17 protein-coding genes are annotated in these 21,150 nt (G+C 61.1%); 12 read left to right on the forward strand and 5 right to left on the reverse strand.

Annotated elements, in window-relative coordinates:
- The first annotated feature begins 7 nt into the window (after positions 1-7).
- The 5 genes from CD175_RS14020 to CD175_RS14040 all read left to right on the forward strand — a co-directional run bounded on the left by CD175_RS14020 (position 8) and on the right by CD175_RS14040 (position 4,458).
- Complete coding sequence (locus tag CD175_RS14020; RefSeq protein ID WP_104449344.1) at positions 8-664, forward strand: alginate O-acetyltransferase AlgF; 657 nt, start codon at positions 8-10, stop codon at positions 662-664.
- Positions 665-880: 216 nt separating this feature from the next.
- Positions 881-2,332, forward strand: coding sequence for a mannose-1-phosphate guanylyltransferase/mannose-6-phosphate isomerase (locus CD175_RS14025; RefSeq protein ID WP_104449345.1), 1,452 nt, complete (start codon positions 881-883; stop codon positions 2,330-2,332).
- 293 nt (positions 2,333-2,625) lie between these two features.
- A complete protein-coding gene (locus CD175_RS14030; protein ID WP_104449346.1) occupies positions 2,626-3,090 on the forward strand; it encodes a multidrug transporter in 465 nt (154 codons plus the stop codon).
- 34 nt (positions 3,091-3,124) lie between these two features.
- Positions 3,125-3,949: an SDR family oxidoreductase gene (locus CD175_RS14035; RefSeq protein WP_102698508.1), complete on the forward strand. Its 825-nt coding sequence runs from the start codon at positions 3,125-3,127 to the stop codon at positions 3,947-3,949.
- A gap of 119 nt (positions 3,950-4,068) precedes the next feature.
- Positions 4,069-4,458, forward strand: a complete 390-nt coding sequence (locus tag CD175_RS14040; RefSeq protein ID WP_104449347.1) for a DUF4440 domain-containing protein — start codon at positions 4,069-4,071, stop codon at positions 4,456-4,458.
- A 195-nt stretch (positions 4,459-4,653) separates the two neighbouring features.
- Here the strand turns inward: CD175_RS14040 and CD175_RS14045 are convergent, their stop codons facing one another.
- From CD175_RS14045 to CD175_RS14060, 4 genes are all read right to left on the reverse strand, one after another.
- A complete protein-coding gene (locus CD175_RS14045; protein WP_104449348.1) occupies positions 4,654-5,517 on the reverse strand; it encodes an efflux RND transporter periplasmic adaptor subunit in 864 nt (287 codons plus the stop codon).
- Positions 5,518-5,541: 24 nt separating this feature from the next.
- Entirely contained in the window at positions 5,542-5,742 is a 201-nt protein-coding gene (locus CD175_RS14050; RefSeq protein ID WP_104449349.1) for a DUF1656 domain-containing protein, read from the reverse strand.
- Positions 5,732-7,924 (reverse strand): FUSC family protein, encoded by a 2,193-nt coding sequence (locus CD175_RS14055; RefSeq protein WP_104449350.1) that lies wholly within the window; start codon positions 7,922-7,924, stop codon positions 5,732-5,734. Before CD175_RS14055 ends, CD175_RS14050 begins: the two co-directional genes overlap by 11 nt.
- A gap of 138 nt (positions 7,925-8,062) precedes the next feature.
- Entirely contained in the window at positions 8,063-9,562 is a 1,500-nt protein-coding gene (locus tag CD175_RS14060; protein WP_104449351.1) for an efflux transporter outer membrane subunit, read from the reverse strand.
- Positions 9,563-9,843: 281 nt separating this feature from the next.
- On the opposite strand from CD175_RS14060, the gene CD175_RS14065 reads away from it, so the two are divergent.
- From CD175_RS14065 to CD175_RS14100, 7 genes are all read left to right on the forward strand, one after another.
- Positions 9,844-10,812, forward strand: a complete 969-nt coding sequence (locus CD175_RS14065; protein WP_007972623.1) for a LysR family transcriptional regulator — start codon at positions 9,844-9,846, stop codon at positions 10,810-10,812.
- Between the two features lie 646 nt (positions 10,813-11,458).
- Entirely contained in the window at positions 11,459-12,619 is a 1,161-nt protein-coding gene (locus CD175_RS14075; RefSeq protein WP_104449352.1) for an efflux RND transporter periplasmic adaptor subunit, read from the forward strand.
- Positions 12,616-15,729, forward strand: coding sequence for a multidrug efflux RND transporter permease subunit (locus CD175_RS14080; RefSeq protein WP_104449353.1), 3,114 nt, complete (start codon positions 12,616-12,618; stop codon positions 15,727-15,729). Before CD175_RS14075 ends, CD175_RS14080 begins: the two co-directional genes overlap by 4 nt.
- A 9-nt stretch (positions 15,730-15,738) precedes the next feature.
- Positions 15,739-16,416 (forward strand): heavy metal response regulator transcription factor, encoded by a 678-nt coding sequence (locus tag CD175_RS14085; RefSeq protein WP_102698516.1) that lies wholly within the window; start codon positions 15,739-15,741, stop codon positions 16,414-16,416.
- Complete coding sequence (locus CD175_RS14090) at positions 16,406-17,770, forward strand: heavy metal sensor histidine kinase (RefSeq protein ID WP_104449354.1); 1,365 nt, start codon at positions 16,406-16,408, stop codon at positions 17,768-17,770. The genes CD175_RS14085 and CD175_RS14090 overlap by 11 nt, the downstream gene beginning before the upstream one ends.
- Before the next feature lie 249 nt (positions 17,771-18,019).
- Positions 18,020-18,244: a hypothetical protein gene (locus CD175_RS14095; RefSeq protein ID WP_104449448.1), complete on the forward strand. Its 225-nt coding sequence runs from the start codon at positions 18,020-18,022 to the stop codon at positions 18,242-18,244.
- Between the two features lie 247 nt (positions 18,245-18,491).
- Positions 18,492-19,994, forward strand: a complete 1,503-nt coding sequence (locus CD175_RS14100) for a sensor domain-containing diguanylate cyclase (RefSeq protein ID WP_104449355.1) — start codon at positions 18,492-18,494, stop codon at positions 19,992-19,994.
- Positions 19,995-20,140: 146 nt separating this feature from the next.
- Here CD175_RS14100 and lpxC read toward each other — a convergent pair whose 3' ends face one another.
- A complete protein-coding gene (lpxC, locus tag CD175_RS14105; RefSeq protein ID WP_007939852.1) occupies positions 20,141-21,052 on the reverse strand; it encodes a UDP-3-O-acyl-N-acetylglucosamine deacetylase in 912 nt (303 codons plus the stop codon).
- Positions 21,053-21,150: the final 98 nt, after the last annotated feature.

Genomic DNA, 21,150 nt, shown 5'->3' on the forward strand with positions numbered 1-21,150 from the left:
GTACACCATGACTTTCACTACAACTCCTCGTCGTCTCGCTAAAAGCTTTGCCCTGATTGCCGGCCTCAGCGTGCTGTCGGTGCAGGCTTTCGCCGGTGGCGACGCCGCCCTGTACGGCCCGACCGCACCGAAAGGCTCGACCTTCGTGCGTATCTACAACGCCAGCAACGCCGAAGTCAGCGCCACCGTCGGCAGCACCAACCTGAGCGATGTCGCGCCACTGTCGAGCAGTGACTTCAGCTTCATGCCGGGCGGCGACTACAGCGCCAAGGTCGGTAGCCAGAGCCTGCCGGTGAAACTGGCCGGCGACCACTATTACACCCTGGTCAACAACGCCAGCGGCGCACCGCAACTGATCGAAGAGCCGCCGTTCAAGAACAAGCAGAAGTCCCTGGTCCGCGTGCAAAACCTCAGCGACAAGGCGCTGACCCTGAAAACCGCCGACGGCAAGACCGACGTGGTCCCGAACGTTGCGCCCAAGGGTCGCGGCGAGCGTGAAATCAACCCGGTGAAGGTCAGCCTGGCGCTCTATGACGGCACCACCAAAGTCGGCGACGTGAAACCGGTCGCCCTGGAACGCGGTGAAGCCGCGGTGCTGTACGTCACCGGCAGCGGCAGCAGCCTGTCGCCGGTCTGGGTGAAACGCCCGGTATCGACGCGCTAATACATTTGCCGGATTGACCCATGTCCCCCCTGTAGGAGCGAGCTTGCTCGCGATGAACTCAAGGGCACCGCGTTTTTTCTGGTGCCCAACTTCATCGTTAGCCTCCATCGCGAGCAAGCTCGCTCCTACAAAGGCCAATCCGGACACGGAACAAAAACAAGAGTGAAACGACAGAACGCAGTAGCTCTAACCAATCGATATTCAAGGAGTAACAACATGATTCCGGTGATCTTGTCAGGTGGTAGTGGCTCACGTCTTTGGCCGCTTTCCCGCAAACAATTCCCTAAACAGTTCCTGGCCCTGACCGGCGAACACACCCTGTTCCAGCAAACCCTGGAACGCCTGGTGTTCGAAGGCATGGACACGCCCATCGTGGTCTGCAACAAGGACCACCGCTTCATCGTCAACGAGCAGTTAGCGGCGCGCAAACTGGAGTCCCAGCGCATCCTGATGGAGCCGTTCGGTCGCAACACTGCGCCGGCCGTGGCCCTGACCGCGATGATGCTGGTCAACGAAGGTCGCGACGAACTGATGCTGGTATTGCCGGCCGACCACGTACTGGAAGACCAGAAAGCCCTGCAGCGCGCCCTGGCCCTAGCCACAGTTGCCGCCGAAAACGGTGAAATGGTGCTGTTCGGCGTGCCGGCCACCAAGCCGGAAACCGGTTATGGCTACATCAAGTCGACCAACGACTCGCTGCTGCCCGAAGGCGTCAGCCGCGTCTCGCACTTCGTGGAAAAACCCGACGTGAAGCGCGCCACCGAGTTCGTCCAGTCCGGCGGTTACTTCTGGAACAGCGGCATGTTCCTGTTCCGCGCCAGCCGCTTCCTCGAAGAGCTGAAAAAGCACGATCCGGACATCTACGACACCTGCCTGCTGACCCTGGAACGCAGCCACCAGGACGCCGACACCATCACCTTCGACGAAGCCACCTTCGCCTGCTGCCCGGACAATTCCATCGACTACTCGGTGATGGAAAAAACCCAACGCGCCTGCGTCGTGCCACTGACCGCCGGCTGGAGCGATGTCGGTTGCTGGTCGTCGCTGTGGGAAGTGAATGCAAAAGACGCCAACGGCAACGTCACCAAAGGCGACGTGGTGATCCAGGACAGCAAAAACTGCATGATCCACGGCAACGGCAAACTGGTGTCGGTGATCGGCCTGGAAAACATCGTCGTGGTCGAAACCAAGGACGCCATGATGATCGCCCACAAGGACAAGGTCCAAGGCGTGAAACAGATGGTCAACACCCTCAACGAACAGGGCCGCAGCGAAACCCAGAACCACTGCGAAGTCTACCGTCCGTGGGGCTCCTACGACTCGGTGGACATGGGCGGCCGCTTCCAGGTCAAGCACATCTCGGTCAAACCGGGCGCCTGCCTGTCGCTGCAGATGCACCACCACCGCGCTGAACACTGGATCGTGGTCAGTGGCACCGCCGAGGTGACCTGTGATGAAAACGTGTTCCTGCTGACCGAGAACCAGTCGACCTACATTCCGATTGCTTCGGTGCATCGCCTGCGTAACCCGGGGAAGATCCCGTTGGAGATCATCGAGGTTCAATCCGGGAGCTATCTGGGTGAAGACGATATCGAGCGGTTTGAGGATATCTACGGGCGCTCGACGCCGGTTGAGCGTGGGGTTGCGGTGAAGACTATCGCGCAGTAAGCCTCTGTAAACCTTGAGCCCCCGATCCACGTGCTGCGTTCCCTATCCGCAGCGGGTGGTTCGGGGGCTTTTTTTGTACTGGTTTTTTGTAGTGCCTCGACTGGCCTCTTCGCGGGCAAGCCCGCTCCCACAGTGGACCGGGTGGAACACAACATTCGTGAACAACCAAAAAACCTGTGGGAGCGGGGTTGCCCGCGAAGGGGCCCCCACAGTCACCGCGAAAATCTCTCCCATCGCCAATCGCACCTACGCTTAGGTAGGATGCACTTCTCTGCTCCCGAGGTTTGCGCGTCATGTTCATCGGCGTCCTGCTGGTCATCACCTGGCTGATCCTGTTGCTGCGCTATCCGGCCAAGGCCTTGCCCGTATCCGTGGCCGCCGCCGTGGGGCTGGGGATCGTCGCGACCTGGGTCATCTGGATGGACCACCGCGAACTCAAGCAACTGCAACGCCTGGAGTTGCGCATCAGCTATGCGCCCGAGCACTGCCCGGCCGACCGACCGCTGAAACTGACGATGAACAATGGCAATGACGTGCCGCTGACTGAGTTGCGCTGGCGGGTGGCGGCCTATGCTCCGGGCGACACGGTGAACCTCGCCGACAACCAATACACCGCACCGCGTTATCGCGGCCCCGGCGAATTGCAGGCCGGTGGCAACTGGGAAGATTGCTTGCCGCTGCCGCCATTGCGCCCTGGCTACCGGCCGGAAACCCTGGAGTTTCGCGCCGAGCGATTGCAGGGTAGTTTTTCCGACTGATCCCTCCCCCCATTTTTTGCACAAGGAATGCGCCATGCCCGTTGCGTTGATTACCGGTTGCTCCAGCGGCATTGGCCGTGCCCTTGCCGATGCGTTCAAGGTCGCCGGCTATGAAGTCTGGGCCAGTGCCCGCAAGGCTGAAGATGTCGCGGCGCTCACCGCTGCGGGCTTCACCGCCGTGCAACTGGATGTCAACGACGCCGTGGCACTCGAAACCTTGAGCGAGCGTATCAACCAGCAAACCGGCGGCCTCGATGTGCTGATCAACAACGCGGGTTATGGCGCCATGGGGCCGCTGCTCGATGGCGGCGTACCGGCCATGCAGCGCCAGTTCGAAACCAATGTGTTCGCCATCGTCGGCGTCACCCGCGCCTTGTTCCCGGTGCTGCGTCGGGCCAAGGGGCTGGTGGTGAATATCGGTAGCGTGTCCGGCGTACTGGTCACGCCATTCGCTGGCGCCTACTGCGCCTCGAAAGCCGCCGTGCATGCCTTGAGCGATGCCTTGCGCATGGAATTGGCGCCCTTCGGCGTGCGGGTCATGGAGGTCCAGCCGGGGGCCATCGCTTCCAGTTTTGCCAAGAATGCCGGGCACGAAGCCGAGCAACTGATCAGTGAACAATCGCCGTGGTTTCCGCTGCGTGAAGGCATACGCGCCCGAGCCAGGGCTTCCCAGGACAGACCGACCCCGGCCAGTGAGTTTGCTGCCGGATTGCTCAAGGCCGCGCAGCAAGCCAAACCGCCACGGCTGATCCGCCTGGGCAATGGCAGCCGCGCGTTGCCGCTGATGGCCAGTTTGCTGCCCAAGGGTTTGCTCGAATCCGGGCTGATGAAGCGGTTCGGGTTGCGTGGGCAGCTCTGAGACCGCGTCGCCGCTATCGCGAGCAGGCTCGCTCCCACATTTGAAATGCGTTCCCCTGTGGGAGCGAGCCTGCTCGCGATGGCGCCGGAACAGACACTGCGAATTTCAGGAATGAGTTGATGACCGACTACACCGAATACTTCGACGAAGTGATCCAGGCCCACGTGGCCATCGAACAATGGCTGGCCGAGGAACGCGACGCGTCCGATCTCGAAAAACTGCTGACGCGTTTTTCGCCGCAATTTTCCATGGTCTCGCCGCTCGGCCGGGTGCTGGATTTTGACGCGCTGAACGAACTGTTCACGCTGGCGGGCGGCAAGAAACTCGGGTTCCGCATCGAGCTCAGCGAGTTGCGTGGCATTGCGTTGTACGACGGCGGCGCCACCGTGAGTTACCGCGAGCAACAGACCGATGCGACCGGGCTGCACTCGGATCGTCGTTCCACGGTTGTGTTCGAGAAGGTAGATGACAGGATTCTTTGGCGGCATTTGCAGGAAACTTTCTGCTGAAACCGAGGGCGATCAACTGTAGGAGCGAGCCTGCTCGCGATGGACGTCAACGATAACGCGTGCATTCTGAATACACGCGGCGTGCTCTGGTTCATCGCGAGCAGGCTCGCTCCTACAGGGGGTTGCATTCCAAAATGTGGGAGCGGCGGTGCGGCGATCCGACTTGCTCACGAAGCAGGCGACTCGGTGTACCGGCTATGCCCCACCCTCCTGCTTCACCACCACCGTACAGGTAATCCCCGCCGCCAACACCACACCCTCAGGCACTTCATCGATGTGAATGCGCACCGGTACCCGTTGCGCCAGGCGTACCCAGTTGAAGGTCGGGTTGACGTCGGCGATCAGTTCGCGGCTCTCCGGGTTGTCGCGGTCGTAGATGCCGCGCGAGATGCTTTCCACATGGCCCTTGAGCACTTCGCCGCTCATCAGTTGCATGTCAGCCTTATCGCCGACGCGCACGCGGGGCAGCTTGGTTTCTTCGAAGAAGCCGTAGACCCAGAACGAGTTCATGTCGACCACGGCCATTTTCGCCTCGCCGATGCGCGCGTAGTCGCCGCGATGCACGTTGAGGTTGGTCACATAACCGTCCACTGCCGCGCGCACTTCAGTGCGCTTGAGGTTGAGTTCGGCGGCCTCCAGTTGCGCCTGGGCCTGCTGGTAATCGGCCAGGGCCGAGTCGGCGAGGTTACTGGCGTCGTCGCGGTTTTCCCGGGAGATCACCAGGTTGTCCATGTCGGCGCGACGATGGGCGTTGACCTTGCGCATCTCCCAGGTCGCCTTGCGCGATGCCACCAGCGATTGCGCCTGTTTCACCGCCAGGCGGTAGTGCTCGGGGTCGATCTGCATCAGCAAATCGCCTTTTTTCACCAGCTGGTTGTCGCGCACCGGTACGTCCACCACTTCGCCGGTGACGTCGGCGGCGACGTTGATGATGTCGGCGCGCACGCGGCCGTCGCGGGTCCACGGCGTGTTCATGTAGTGCTCCCACAAGGAGCGGCCGATCCACAGCGCGAGGGCCAGCACCAGCAGGGTCGCGAGCAGGCTGAAAAACTTTTTCATCAGGGCATTCTCAGTGATAGAGAGTCAACGGTAGACAGACAGCGCCATGGCGCCGAACAGACAGGTAAACAGACTCAGGCGCAGCAACGCCGGGTGCCAGAAAAAGCGGTACAGGTCGAACCCGGACAGGAACCGGTCCAGCGCCCAGGCCAACGCCGCCGCGATAAAGAACATCAGGGTCATGGTCGGCATGTACACGCCGTGGAAAGCGATTTCACGAGGCATGTTCAAGTCCTTGTGGCTGGCTGCTTGCGAAGGCCGCGAGCGGTGATTGCGGATCGAGCAACGAGGTACGGATGAAGTGCAGGTAGCTCTTCACCCGGCGCAACGCCGAGGTATCGAAGTGCGGGGCGAAGGGTTCGTCGGTGGACTGCACACGGCTGATCGCGTGATCGACCGCGATCAGTGCGCGTTCGAGGTTGCTGCTGTTCGGTTGCAGGAACAGCCGCACCAGCGCACGCCCCATCACCCGGATCGCCTGGCGCCACGGCTGGGATTCGGCATAGGCCGGGTGCACCGGCAGAATCGCCTGCTCCTTGCGCAATTCGATGATCGCGTGGCCGACTTCCAGCACCACGAACATCCAGCGCAGCAAGTCCCGCTGCACCTGCGGTTGGCCCGCCGCGAAGCCGTAGGCCTGATGCACCAGGTCGCGGGTGCGGCTTTCGAAACTCGACGCCAGGCCCTTGAGCTTGCCGCTGATGGCGTACACAACCTGACCACGCAGGTCCTGTTCCAGGCGACGCCACAACCAGCGGCTGTTGGGTGGCAGAATGATCGCCCCGGCCGCTGCGCACACCAGCATGCCCATCACCATGGCGATGTAGTCGTTGATGAAGGTGTAGGGGTTGTAGACCGTGAGGTTGTCCGGCACCGAGCCGGTGCTGAAGAAGATCAGCAAGCCCAGGCCGACGCCCACGTATTGCGGCCGCGAGGTCAGGAACGAGCCGAGTACGATCACCGGTGCGAGCATCACGCACAGCAACGGAAATCCATCGATCCACGGGAAAATGAAAAACATTTCGACAAAGCCGATCAGCGCCCCGAGCAATGTCCCGCACGCCATCTGAAAGGCCATGCGCTTGGGATTCGGGGTAGCGGCGGACAGGCCCACGGTCGCGGCGGCAATCAGGGTCATGGTCGCGCCGCTCGGCCAGGCGGTTGCCACCCAGTAGCTGCCCAATACCACCAGAATGAACGCCGCGCGTATCCCCGATGCTGCCGCTGCCATCCAGTTGGTTTGCGGGGTGAACGGCTCGTCCCAACGCTCTCGTTCGTGACTGTGATCAGCCAGTGACGCGTGGGTCTGGGCATAACTGTGCAAGTCGTCGACAAAGCGATAGAGCAGTTCGTAGGCGGTGTGGAAATCCAGTTGCCCGGCCTCGCTCGGATTGCTCTGCTGGAACGTCGCCCGCAGACAGCGCACCCGCGCCGGCAAACCTTCCTTGTAGGCGCTCAGCACCGTGACCAGACGCGCTGCATCGGCGCTGGTCAGGGCGCGGCCGCTGAAGCCGTCGAGCAGCTCGGCGAGGTCCTGCAAGCCGGGTTTGATCGCCTCCACCACCTGGTCCGCCGCGCTGCTGCGCAGGCGTTCGAGCAACTGGTGCAAGGCATTGAAGCGCGTGGTGATGCCCATGAATTCGCTGTTCAGGCGACTGAGCCGGCCATTGCGCCGACGCATGTGCGGGTCTTCGAAAACAGTGACGCTGCGCAAGCCTTCCAGGCCCACGGCTTCGGCGATGAAACGCACGTTGCCAGCCTCGAACGCCTCGCGCTGACTGCGACCGCGCAAGCCGTCGGTGACGAACAGGGCGAACACGCCGAAGCGCTGGTACAAGGCATTGCGCATCGCCGCGCTGGCCGATTGCGGCAGGATCGCCGCACTGACCAGGGTCGAACAGAGAATGCCCAACGAGATCTCCAGCACTCGCCAGACCGCCGCCATGAACGCGCCATCCGGATGGGCCAGCGCGGGCAAGCCGACCATCGCGGCGGTGTACCCGGCGAGGACAAATCCATAGGCGCGGAAGTTGCGGCAACGCGCGGCACCGGCCGTGCAGATACCGACCCAGATCGCCAGCGAACCGAGGAACAGCTCAGTGTTCTGCGCAAACAGGGCGATCAGCGCAACCATCACCGCCGACCCGGCCAGGGTGCCGAGAAACCGATAGAAACTCTTGGCGAACACCTGGCCGCTCTGCGGCTGCATGACGATGAATACGGTGATCATCGCCGTGCGCGGTTGCGGCAGCTCCAGGCGCATGGCCAGCCAAAGCGTCAGGAATGCCGCGAACAGCACCTTAAAGATGTAGACCCAGGTCACGCCGTCGCTGCGCGCCCAGTCGAAGAAACCCCGGCGCCATTCAAGGGAGTAGAGCCAGCGCAAGGGTGCGGGCAAGGGAGTCATCAAATCCTGCTCAATAAATTCCAGTGAAAACCGGAACCTGTGGGAGCGAGCCTGCTCGCGAAGAGGGAGTGTCAGGCAGCATAAATGTCGTCTGAAACTCCGCCTTCGCGAGCAAGCCCGCTCCCACAGGTTTTGTGTTCAACGCAAAAGGCTCGGGGTTTTCGGCGCCTGGGTCTGGCTGTCGTTCGGTACGTCGTTGCCGGCACCCAAACCACCGCCCAACGCCGTCACCAATTCGGCATGGGCACTCAAACGCGCCGCCTGGACCTGCTGCTGCACTTGCTGCTGCTTGAACAGCAGAGTCTGGGCGTTGAGCACGTTGAGGTAGTCGGTCAGGCCACGCTGGTAGGCGATCATCGCGATGTCGTAGGTCTTCTGCGCGGTGGCCACCGACTCGGCGGCGAAAGCCTGTTGCTTGTCCATGGACTCGCGGCGGATCAACTGGTCGGAGATGTTCTTCAGGGCATTGACCAGGGTCTGGTTGTACTTGGCCACGGCCATGTCATACCCGGCCGAAGCTTCGCCCAACTCGGCACGCAAACGCCCGCCATCGAAAATCGGCAACGAAATCGCCGGACCCACGCTGTAGTTGAGCTTCTTGCCGGTCAGGAACTCCAGGGCCCCGCCGCCGGTTGCCATATAGCCGAGGCTGCCGACCAGATCGACGTTGGGATAAAACCCGGCATGGGCGACATCGATGCCCCGCGCCTGCGCCGCCACTTGCCAGCGACTGGCGACCACGTCCGGGCGCTGGCCGAGCAATTGCGCCGGCAGCGACGACGGCAGTTTCAGTGGCGCCCCCAGCGACAGCGTTGGCCGCTGCAGCTGCGCGCCTTCACCCGGCCCCTTGCCGGCGAGGGCGGCGAGCTGGTTTCGGCTCAAGGCAATTTCTTCGTCGAGGGCATCGAGCTGGCGATGGGTTTCCGGCAGCGGCGTCTCGGCCTGGCTGACTTCGAAATGGGTGCCGATACCGCCCTTCAAACGCTTCTGCGCCAGCTCGAGGATCTGCTGTTGCTGCTTCAAGGTGGCATCAACGATGTCCCGTTGCGCGTAATGCAGCGAGAGTTCGATGTAGACACGCACGATGTTGTCCTGCAATTCGAGCTGGGCTTGTCGCGCTTCGGCGACGGTCATGTGCGCCATGTCCACGGCACGCTCGGTGGCATTGCTTTCACGGCCCCAGAGGTCGAGGGCATAACTGAAACCCAGCGCCGCGTTGTTGTCCCAGGTGGTGCTGTTGGCTAGCTCGCCGGGGCCATAGAACTGGTCGGTAGGCCAGTTGTGACGCTTGAGGGTGGCATCGCCATTGATCTGCAGCGACTCGGCCGCTTCGGCCACGCCGGCCATGGATTTGGCCTGACGCACCCGGGCGGCGGCCATGGCCAGGGTCGGGCTGCCTTGCAGGGCGAGGTCGATCCAGCGATTCAGTTGCGGGTCGCCATAGGCTTGCCACCATTGCGCGGTAGGCCAGTGCGCATCTTGCGCGGCGCTCTGGATTGCTGCGTCGGTAGCCAGTGAATTGGCCTCCAGCGCCTTGCCCTGCGGGGCAATACCTCCGGTTCCGATGCAGCCGCTGATTGCCAGGGTTAAAGCCAAAACACTGAGCGGCTGAAGCGCTCTGCTGATGCGACGCGGCACTGCTGCGATTTCCTGAGGTGGAGAGATGTTCTGTGCGTAGGAGCTGCCGAAGGCTGCGATCTTTTGATCTTGCTCTTGAAAACAAACATCAAAAGATCGCAGCCTTCGGCAGCTCCTACAGAGGTGAGCACAATTCTATGGGGCGGCCTGAAGGGCGATAAGCTGGGATTCCTGTGAATCTTTGTTACCGTTAACGCGATAATCCGTAAGTCGATCTTTAGTCGCCTGTAAATAAACAGAAACTTCGTGTCACAATTTGTCATTCGACGAGAGAGCACCCCATGGACACTTTGCAAAACATGCGCGCCTTCAGTTACGTGGCCGAAGCCGGCAGCTTCACCGCCGCCGCCGTGCAACTGGACACCACCACGGCCAACGTCTCGCGCGCGGTCTCCAACCTGGAAGCCCACCTGCAAACCCGCCTGCTCAACCGAACGACCCGCCGCATCGCCCTGACCGAAGCCGGCAAGCGTTACCTGTTGCGCTGCGAGCAGATCCTGGCCTACGTCGAAGAAGCCGAAGCCGAGGCCAGCGACGCCCACGCCCGCCCGGCCGGGCAACTGAAAGTCCACACCATGACCGGCATCGGCCAGCACTTCGTGATCGACGCCATCGCCCGCTACCGCAAGACCCACCCGGACGTAACCTTCGACCTGACCATGGCCAACCGCGTGCCGGACCTGCTCGACGAGGGTTACGACGTGTCCATCGTCCTCGCCCGCGAACTGCCGGACTCGGGTTTCGTCTCCCAGCGCCTGGGCATCACCTACAGCATCGTTTGCGCCTCGCCGGCCTACGTCAAAGCCAACGGCTGCGCACAAAAACCCAGCGACCTGCTCAACCACGCCTGTCTGCGCCTGGTCAGCCCGGTGATCCCACTGGAAAAATGGGCCTTCGACGGTCCTGACGGCCAGGAAATGGTCACCATCAACAGCTCACCGTTTCTGGTGAACTCCGCCGACGCGATGAAATCCGCGATCATCAGCGGCATGGGTGTTGGCGTCCTGCCGCTGTACGCCGCCATTGAAGGCCTGCGCAACGGCACGCTGGTGAGGGTGATGCCCAAATACCGCTCGCAGGAACTGAACCTGTATGCGATCTACCCTTCGCGCCAGTACCTGGATGCGAAGATCAAGACCTGGGTCGAGTATTTGCGTGGATCGCTGCCGGAATTGCTGGCGGCGCATCAGGCGGAACTGGCGGCGTATGAATTGAGCGGGAGTCTGGGTGGGGTTCGGGTGGCGAATTGAGCCAAATCCTTACCCTGTAGGACCTGCCACAGGCTGCGATCTTTTGACTTTGATTTTTCAAGATCAAAAGATCGCAGCCTGCGGCAGCTCCTACAGGGGGAGTGCGTTTTAGCCGAAGAGCAGATTCGCCCCCACAGTGGGTCGGCGTACACAGACGCTCTTCACCACTCAACAGGCCGAGCGTTAGCTCGCCTGCAGCTCTTGATCTTGATCCACCCGCCCCCTCGGAAGGCTGAGTGGAGGTGTTCATCCGGGGGTGGGCGCGCAGCGCCGTTCGGCGAAGCCGAACACATCGAGAGGAGGTCGAAGCGAAGCCGACCGGAGGCGATGCCCCCGGATGAATACCGGAGCGAAGGAACCCCGAGCCTAAGCGAGGGGCCGTACGTTCGGGGCGAGCGCTTTTTTTGCTTACTTTTTTTGAGGCGTTTGTTAAAAAAAGTGAGTCGCCGTCAGGGCGAAACCATAGGTGGCCGTTACCGAAGAAACGGATATGTACACAGTCAACCAACAACATGGTCGGCCCAGAGGCCGCCAAGCCCCCAAAGCTGACAGCGCCGTCAGTTACCCGTCACCCTCCTGACCGCCAAACAGGTTTATAAAGGAAACTACCCTTCGACCAAAAACCCAGCCCCGGCGCCCCACTCGCATGCGAATCCAGAAAAACCCCGCCCTGCTCGTCGCCCTTCTGATCGTCCTGGCAGCGCTGGGCCTGTGGTACGCCACCCAACCGGTCAAGACCAAACTCGCCACCCCCACTGCCATCCCAGTGCGCGTGGTCGCCGTCGCCGAAAAAGACGTGCCACGCTACGTCAGCGGCATCGGTTCGGTGCTGTCCCTGCACAGCGTCGTGGTCCGCCCGCAAATCGACGGCATCCTCACCAAAATCATGGTCAAGGAAGGCCAACTGGTGAAAAAAGACGACCTGCTGGCCACCATCGACGACCGCTCGATCCGCGCCAGCCTCGACCAGGCCCGGGCACAGCTGGGCGAAAGCCAGGCGCAACTGCAAGTGGCGCTGGTCAACCTTAAACGCTACAAACTGCTGAGCGTTGACGACGGTGTTTCCAAGCAGACCTACGACCAGCAACAGGCGCTGGTGAACCAACTCAAAGCCACCGTCCAAGGCAATCAGGCTTCAATCGACGCAGCTCAGGTACAACTTTCCTACACACAGATTCGCTCCCCAGTGACAGGCCGCGTCGGCATTCGCACCGTGGATGAAGGCAACTTCCTGCGCATGACCGACACCCAGGGCCTGTTCACCGTGACCCAGATCGAGCCGATCGCCGTGGAGTTCTCCCTGCCGCAGCAAATGCTGCCGACCTTGCAGGGCCTGATCAACGATCCACAGCACGCCCGGGTCAAGGCCTACATCGGAGCTGACACCGACGGCGAAACCGGCAACCTGCTCGGCGAAGGTCACCTGACCCTGATCGACAACCAGATCAATGCCAACACTGGCACCATCCGCGCCAAGGCCGAGTTCGACAATCCGGGGCAGAAGCTGTGGCCGGGTCTGCTGGTAACGGTAAAGATTCAGACAGCCCTGGATAAAGATGCGCTGGTAGTGCCGCCGACGGTCGTACAACGCGGCCTCGATCAGCACTTCGTGTACCGGGTCAATGGTGACAAGGTCGAAGCCGTCCAGGTGCAAATGGTCTATCAAGGCAGCGGCCAGGACATCATCAAGGGCGTGAAACCGGGTGATGTACTGGTCAGCGATGGTCAGTCGCGGCTCAAACCGGGGTCGACGGTGCAGGTGATGACCGAGCCGCCGCAAGTGGTGCAATCGGAGACAGCACAATGAAGGGCCATGGTTCGGTATCCGCCTGGTGCATCGACCACCCGGTGGCCACGATCCTGCTGACGTTCGCCCTGGTGCTGCTGGGCGTCATCGCGTTTCCGCGCCTGCCGGTAGCGCCGTTGCCGGAGGCAGAATTCCCGACCATCCAGGTAGCCGCGCAATTGCCCGGCGCCAGCCCGGAAACCATGGCGTCCTCGGTGGCCACGCCCCTTGAGGTGCAATTCAGTGCCATTCCCGGCGTGACCCAGATGACCTCGAGCAGTGCACTGGGCTCGACCAACCTGACCCTGCAATTCACCCTCGACAAGAGTATCGACACCGCCGCCCAGGAAGTGCAGGCGGCGATCAATACGGCCGCGGGCAAGCTGCCCAAGGACATGCCGAACCTGCCGACCTGGCGCAAGGTCAACCCGGCCGACAGCCCGGTGCTGATCCTCAGCGTCAACTCCTCGCTGATGCCCGGCCCGGAGCTCAGCGACCTGACGGAAACCCTGTTGTCCCGTCAGCTGAGTCAGGTCGACGGTGTAGGCCAGGTCGCCATTACCGGTCAGCAGCGTCCGGCGATCCGCGTCCAGGTTTCGGCAGACAAACTCGCGGCCATCGGCCTGACCCTCGCCGACATCCGCCTGGCGATCCAGCAGACCAGCCTCAACCTGGCCAAGGGGGCGCTGTACGGGGAGTCGAACATCTCGACCCTGTCCACCAACGACCAGTTGTTCCACCCGGAGGACTACAGCCAGCTGATTGTTTCCTACAAGGACGGCGCACCGGTTCATCTGCGCGATGTCGCCAAAGTCGTCAACGGTTCGGAAGATGCCTACGTCCAGGCTTGGGCGGGCTCGCAACCAGGGGTGAACCTGGTGATCTTCCGCCAGCCGGGCGCCAACATCGTCGAAACCGTGGACCGCATCCAGGCCGCCTTGCCGGCGCTGGAAGCGATGCTCCCCGCCTCGGTGCAGGTCAAGGTGCTGATCGACCGGACCCAGACCATTCGCGCGTCCCTGCATGAAGTCGAAATCACCCTGCTGATCGCGATCATGCTGGTGGTGGCGGTGATGGCGCTGTTCCTGCGCCAGTTGTCGGCGACCCTGATTGTGTCGGCGGTACTGGGGGTTTCGCTGGTCGCCAGTTTTGCGCTGATGTACGTCATGGGCTTCAGCCTGAACAACCTGACGCTGGTGGCGATCGTGGTGGCCGTGGGCTTTGTGGTCGACGATGCGATCGTGGTGGTGGAAAACATTCACCGGCACCTGGAGGCCGGCGACGGCATGCGCGAAGCGGCGATCAAGGGCGCTGGCGAGATTGGTTTCACCGTGGTGTCGATCAGCTTTTCGCTGGTGGCGGCGTTCATTCCGTTGCTGTTCATGGGGGGCGTGGTCGGGCGACTGTTCAAGGAGTTCGCCCTGACCGCCACCTCGACCATCATGATTTCGGTGGTGGTGTCGCTGACCCTGGCGCCAACCCTGGCCGCGCTGTTCATGCGCGCGCCGTTGCATCATGCCCACGACAAACCGGGCTTTGGTGAGCGTCTGTTGGCCTGGTACGAAAAAGGCCTGCGCCGCGCCCTCGCCCATCAGAAAACGATGATCTGCGTGTTCGCTTTGTCGCTGGGTCTGGCCGTCGCCGGATACATCTTCATTCCTAAAGGCTTCTTCCCGATCCAGGACACCGGCTTCGTCCTCGGCACCACCGAAGCCGCTGCTGACATTTCCTACGGCGACATGGTGAAAAAACACCTCGCCATGGCGGAAATCATCGCCGCCGACCCTGCCGTGGAAACGTTCTCGCACTCGGTCGGTGTCTCCGGCAGCAACCAGACCATCGCCAACGGCCGCTTCTGGATCACCCTGAAAAAACGCAGCGACCGCGATGTCTCGGCCAGTCAGTTCATCGACCGGATTCGTCCGCAACTGATGAAAGTACCGGGCATCGTCCTGTACCTGCGCGCCGGCCAGGACATCAACCTCAGTTCAGGCCCGAGCCGCGCCCAGTATCAATATGTGCTCAAGAGCAACGATGGTCCGACCCTGAGCACCTGGACCCAGCGCCTGACGGAAAAACTGCGCGCCACCCCGGCCTTCCGCGATATTTCCAACGATTTGCAACTGGGCGGCAGCATCACCCACATCAGCATCGACCGCAGCGCCGCGGCGCGTTTCGGCCTGACCGCCAGCGACGTCGACGAAGCCCTGTACGATGCCTTCGGCCAGCGCCAGATCAATGAATTCCAGACCCAGGTCAACCAGTACAACGTGATCCTGGAGCTGGACACCCAGCAACGCGGCAAAGCCGAAAGCCTCAACTATTTCTACCTGCGCTCGCCCCTGAGCGGGGAAATGGTACCGCTGTCGGCCCTGGCCAGGTTCGATGCGCCAACCATCGGCCCACTGTCCATTGCCCATGACGGCATGTTCCCGGCCGCCAACCTGTCGTTCAACCTGGCGCCCGGCGTGGCGTTGGGCGATGCGGTGATCATGCTCGACCAGGCCAAGGCCGACATCGGCATGCCAACCACCATCAGCGGTAATTTCCAGGGCGCGGCCCAGGCGTTCCAGAGTTCGCTGGCCAGCCAGCCGTGGTTGATCCTGGCGGCGCTGGTGGCGGTGTACATCATTCTCGGCGTGCTCTACGAGAGCTTCGTGCATCCACTGACTATCATTTCGACCTTGCCTTCGGCGGGCCTCGGCGCAGTGATCATGCTGTGGATCTGCGGCCAGGACTTTTCGATCATGGCCTTGATCGGCCTGGTGCTGTTGATCGGTATCGTCAAGAAAAACGGCATCCTGATGATCGACTTCGCCCTCGAAGCGCAGCGCAATGGCGGACTGTCACCTGAAGAAGCGATCTTCAAGGCCTGCATCACGCGGTTCCGGCCGATCATCATGACCACCCTCGCCGCCCTGCTTGGCGCGCTGCCGCTGATGCTCGGCTACGGCACCGGCGCCGAGTTGCGCCAACCCCTGGGGATCGCGGTAGTCGGCGGCCTGCTGGTGAGCCAGGCGCTGACGCTGTTCACCACGCCGGTCATATACTTGTGGCTGGAGCGGTTATTTCATAGGCACACTCTCTCACCAGCACCTCCGCCAGTACCGGCGCTGGCGACCACAGACTGAGGCGGGGTCATGCGCGTCCTGATTATCGAAGACGAAGAAAAAACCGCGGACTATCTGCACCGCGGCCTGACGGAACAGGGTTACACTGTGGACCTGGCGCGGGATGGGGTCGAAGGCCTGCATCTGGCGCTGGAGAGCGACTACGCGGTGATCGTCCTCGACGTGATGTTGCCGGGCCTCGACGGCTTCGGCGTGTTGCGCGCCTTGCGTGCGCGCAAGCAAACCCCGGTGATCATGCTCACCGCCCGCGAACGTGTGGAAGATCGCATCAGGGGCCTGCGTGACGGCGCCGATGATTACCTGGGCAAACCGTTTTCCTTCCTTGAGCTGGTGGCACGCCTGCAAGCGCTGACCCGGCGCAGCGGCGGTCATGAACCGGTGCAAGTGAGCATCGCCGACCTGTGGATAGATTTGATCAGCCGCAAGGCGACCCGGGGTGGCGCACGGCTGGACCTGACCGCCAAGGAGTTCTCGCTGCTCAGCGTATTGGCGCGCCGCCAAGGTGAAATCCTCTCGAAAACCGCCATTGCCGAGATGGTCTGGGACATCAATTTCGACAGCGACGCCAACGTCGTCGAAGTCGCGATCAAACGCCTGCGGGCCAAGCTCGACGGACCCTTCGAAGAGAAACTGCTGCACACCATTCGTGGCATGGGTTATGTGCTGGAGAGCCGTGGTGTCCAGTAACAGCATTGCCTTGCGCCTGAGCGGGATGTTCACACTGGTGGCGCTGCTGGTGTTCCTGTTGATCGGCTGGGCCTTGTACCAGCAGGTCGACAAAGGCCTGGGCCTGTTGCCCGAAGCCGAGCTGGATGCGCGCTACAGCGTGCTCGAATCCACGGTCGGCCGTTACGGCACGCCTGAGCATTGGGTGAAGATCAACAACAAGCTCAATCTGCTGAGCGAAGAAGACAAGCGCATCAGCTTCTGGATCATCAGCGGCGATCCGCATTACGAATACGGCAACCTGTCCCCGCAGATCCGCACCTTTGCCCAAGGGCCACTGGGCATGCGCGACATGCAACTGCCGGACCACCCCTATCCGCTGAAAGTGCTGGTCAGCGAATTCCCGGCCAAGGACCAGCGCCCACCGCTGCGCTTCATGATCGCCATCGACACCGAGACGTTTTTCCAGACCCAGCATCAACTGTTGATTGCGCTGATCAGCCTGGCGATTGTCGGTGTGTTGCTGGCTTCGGCACTGGGTTATTGGGTGGCGCGGATCGGCCTCAAGCCGCTGATCAAACTGTCCCAGGAAGCCCGGCGCCTGGCTCCGCCGTTGCGCTCGGGGCGCTTGCGATTGTCACCGTTGCCGCCGGAACTCGATCAGTTCGTCAGCTCGTTCAACTCGACCCTGGAACGGGTCGAGCAGGCTTACTCACGCCTTGAATCCTTCAATGCCGACGTCGCCCACGAACTGCGCTCGCCACTGACCAACCTGATCGGCCAGACCCAGGTCGCCTTGACCCGCGGACGCTCCGCCGAGCATTACTTCGAAGTGCTGCAATCGAATCTCGAAGAGCTTGAGCGGCTGCGTTCGATCATCAACGACATGCTGTTCCTGGCCAGTGCCGATCAGGGCAGCAAGGCAACCAGATTGACGTCCACGTCGCTGGCCGATGAGGTGGCCACGACCCTGGAATACCTGGACTTCATTCTTGAGGACGCTCAGGTCCAGGTAGAGGTCAGTGGTGACGCGCAAGTGAGCATCGAGATCGCCCATCTGCGCCGGGCGTTGATCAATCTGCTGAACAACGCGGTGCAGCACACCGCGCCCGGTCAGGTGATTGAAGTGCACATTGAAGCCGCAGAACATCAGGTCAGCATCGGCGTCGCCAACCCCGGCTCACCGATTGCCCGCGAACATCTGCCACGGCTGTTCGAGCGTTTCTACCGGGTCGATGCATCGCGCAGCAACAGCGGCCACAACCATGGCCTTGGGCTGGCCATCGTCAAGGCGATTGCGTTGATGCATGGCGGCGATGTGTTCGTGCGCAGTGACCATGGGATGAATACGTTCGGGATTCATCTTCCTGTCTGACCCCCTCTTCCTTTGTGGGAGCGAGCTTGCTCGCGATGCAAGCGACTCGGTGCAACTTCTGAACCGAGGTGATGCTATCGCGAGCAAGCTCGCTCCCACATTGGTTCCGGGTTGAACACAAGTGCGCGACCAACCAACTGTTGCCATAACAGCAACAGTCCTTTCATGAATCCGCTCTTTTTCCCCTCGCTCAAGATCCTTATCTTTGCCCGCACCAAACAGCACTTGCCAAGCAAGAAGGTTTTAAAGATGTCCAACAGTATGGGTATTGCCAGCGCTTTCGTTTTGTCCTCTTTGTTCCTGTCGCCATTGGCGATGGCGGAAGAATCGCAGACTTTCGTCGCACAGAACGCCGCACGCGCTGCAGCGTTCCAAGAGCAGCAGATCGAGATGACGGCCAAGGCTGCGCAAGACGCCCAAGCCCCGCAAGCCTCGACCACTCAGGCCCTGCCACAGGTCGAGAAGGACAGCTGATCTGCACCGCTTACTCCTGCTTCCCACGACACTTTTCATCGGCTCTTCCCTTTGAAAAGTTGTCTGCAAAGCCGCTGCTTTCAGCGGCTTTTTTTATCGCGGCGAGTCAACTTTCATTGCAATTTTCGCAACGACAAACGCTGACGCCTACATCATTGATCAATCGTTAGAGCAACAAGCACGATTCCCCCGGCTGCGACGCTAATGCAACTACGCTTACAGCGTCCCTTTAGCAGACGTCAGCCCTATGACCGCAAGCCGAACCCCACATTTTCAAGGCCCGTCCGGGCGACCCGAGATCATGGTGATCTTCGGCAGCACCCTGACGGTCATCTCGATCCTGTGCATCGTCACTTTTCTGCTGATCCGCGAACACGCCAACGCTCAGCAGACCGCCACACGCAGCGCGACCACCATTGCGCAACTGATCGATGCCGATGTCCTGCGTACGGTCGAGCTCTATGATCTGACCTTGCAGGGCCTGATCGCCGCCGCCCAACGGGACGACCTGAAACAGGTTTCGCCGCAGATTCGTCATCTGGCGCTGTTCGACCGCTCCACCACCGCGCGCTACAAGGGCGACATCCTGCTGCTGGACAAACACGGCGACGTGCTGGCCGACTCATCGTTGATCGAACCGAAACCGGGTAACTTCGCTGACCGCGATTATTTCCTGGCCCATGTCTTCAATCGTGACACCGGCATGTTTATCAGCCGACCGTTCAAGCCGCGCTGCGACTGCGATGACAGCGACGAATGGCGCATCAGTTTCAGCCGGCGCATTTCCTCGCCCACAGGGGAGTTTCTGGGGGTCGCGGTCGCCTCGATGCGCATGAGCTACTTCGATCAGTTGTTCAACAGCCTCGACATCGGCACCGGCAGCACCCTGGGCATCATCGACAATGACGGGATCCTCTTGGCGCAGAAGCCGTACCGGGAACCGAACTCCATCGGCAAAAGCTTCTCCAGCCGCCCCAACGTCGTACGCATGCTGCAGGAGCGCAATGGCACCTTCGAAAGCGTGTCGAGCGTCGACCATCAACGGCGCTTGTACACCTTTACCCGGGTCGGCAACCTGCCGCTGACTGTCATCGTGGCCCTTTCTCTGGATGAGGTGTTCGCCACCTGGAGCCGTACGGCCTATGTGATCAGCGGTGCTACCGGGGTTTTGTGCATCGGTTTGCTGTGGTTGACCTGGCTGCTCTGCCGCGAGTTGCGCCTGCGCCAGAATGCCGAGCAGGAATTGTCGCAACTGGCGGCCACCGATGCCTTGACCGGCGTGGCCAACCGCCGATCCCTTGATCAGACCCTGCGCCATGAATGGTTTCGCGCGCAGCGCAGTGGCAAGCCGTTGTCGTTGCTGATGATCGATGCCGATCACTTCAAGGCCTTCAATGACCGGCACGGGCATCAGGCCGGCGACGAAGCGTTACGGGCCTTGGCCGAGGTCATCAGTGCCAATGTCCATCGCCCCACAGACCTGGTGGCGCGCTACGGAGGCGAAGAGTTTTCGGTGGTCCTGGCCGAAACAGGCAGTGATGGTGCACGGCAGATTGCCGAACATATTCGTGAGGCTGTGCAAAAACTGCCACTGGTCGACGCCGGTGAGCAACCGATGAGCGTGAGTATCGGTATTGCCACCTGGACGGCGGCCAGCGAAATCACCCTGGAACAGTTGCTGTTCAGTGCGGACAAGGCGCTGTATCAGGCCAAGGAGAGGGGGCGGAACCGGGTTGTTTGTGCTGCCTGAAAACAGATCGCAGCCTGCGGCAGCTCCTACATTTGGAATGCACTTCCCTGTAGGAGCTGCCGCAGGCTGCGATCTTTGCACTTTTCGGCCGGCATAAAAAAAGGCCACCCGAAGGTAGCCTTTAAAAAACTAGAGAGGTTTTTTGCTTACACGGCCGCAACCGGGCGCATGTAAGAGATCGGTGCAGTGCTGGCGTCTTCGAACGTCACGACTTCCCAGGCATCTGTCTGCTCAATCAACTTGCGCAGCAGCTGGTTGTTCAGTGCATGGCCGGACTTGAAGCCCTTGAACTCACCAATCAGGCTATTGCCCAGCAGGTAGAGGTCACCAATTGCATCGAGGATCTTGTGCTTCACGAATTCGTCTTCATAACGAAGACCGTCTTCGTTCAGTACGCCATCGGCGTCGACCACAATAGCGTTTTCAACACTGCCGCCGAGTGCGAGGTTGTGCTTGCGCAGGTACTCGATGTCACTCATGAAACCAAAGGTACGGGCGCGGCTGACTTCTTTTACGAACGAAGTGCTGGAAAAATCCACGCTTGCACTTTGGGTGCGGTCACGGAAAACCGGGTGATCGAAATCGATCTCGAAGCTCACTTTGAACCCTTCGAAAGGGACGAAAGTAGCGCGCTTGTCGCCATCTTCCACTGTCACTTCACGCAGGATGCGGATGAACTTCTTGGCGGCGTCCTGTTCTTCCAGGCCAGCCGATTGAATCAGGAATACGAAAGGTCCAGCGCTACCATCCATGATCGGGACTTCGGACGCGGAGAGCTCGACGTAGGCGTTATCGATGCCCAGGCCTGCCATGGCCGAGAGCAAGTGCTCTACCGTGTCCACTTTGACGTCACCATTAACGAGCGTGGTCGACATAGTGGTTTCACCGACGTTTTCCGCGCGGGCAGGAATCTGCACCACGGGATCGAGGTCGGCGCGACAAAACACAATGCCAGTGTCGACAGGCGCTGGCTTGAGGGTCAGATAGACCTTCTCCCCGGAGTGCAGGCCGACACCTGTGGCACGGATAATATTCTTCAGGGTGCGTTGTTTAATCATGGCATGGGCCGCTTCAGCGCAAATTGCGAACTGGTATCAACAAAGGCTGGCGATGATAGCAGACCACGCCTTTGCTGAACACCAATCACCTTCATAGC

Origin of the sequence: Pseudomonas laurylsulfatiphila, from assembly GCF_002934665.1 — a bacterium.
Taxonomy (GTDB): domain Bacteria; phylum Pseudomonadota; class Gammaproteobacteria; order Pseudomonadales; family Pseudomonadaceae; genus Aquipseudomonas; species Aquipseudomonas laurylsulfatiphila.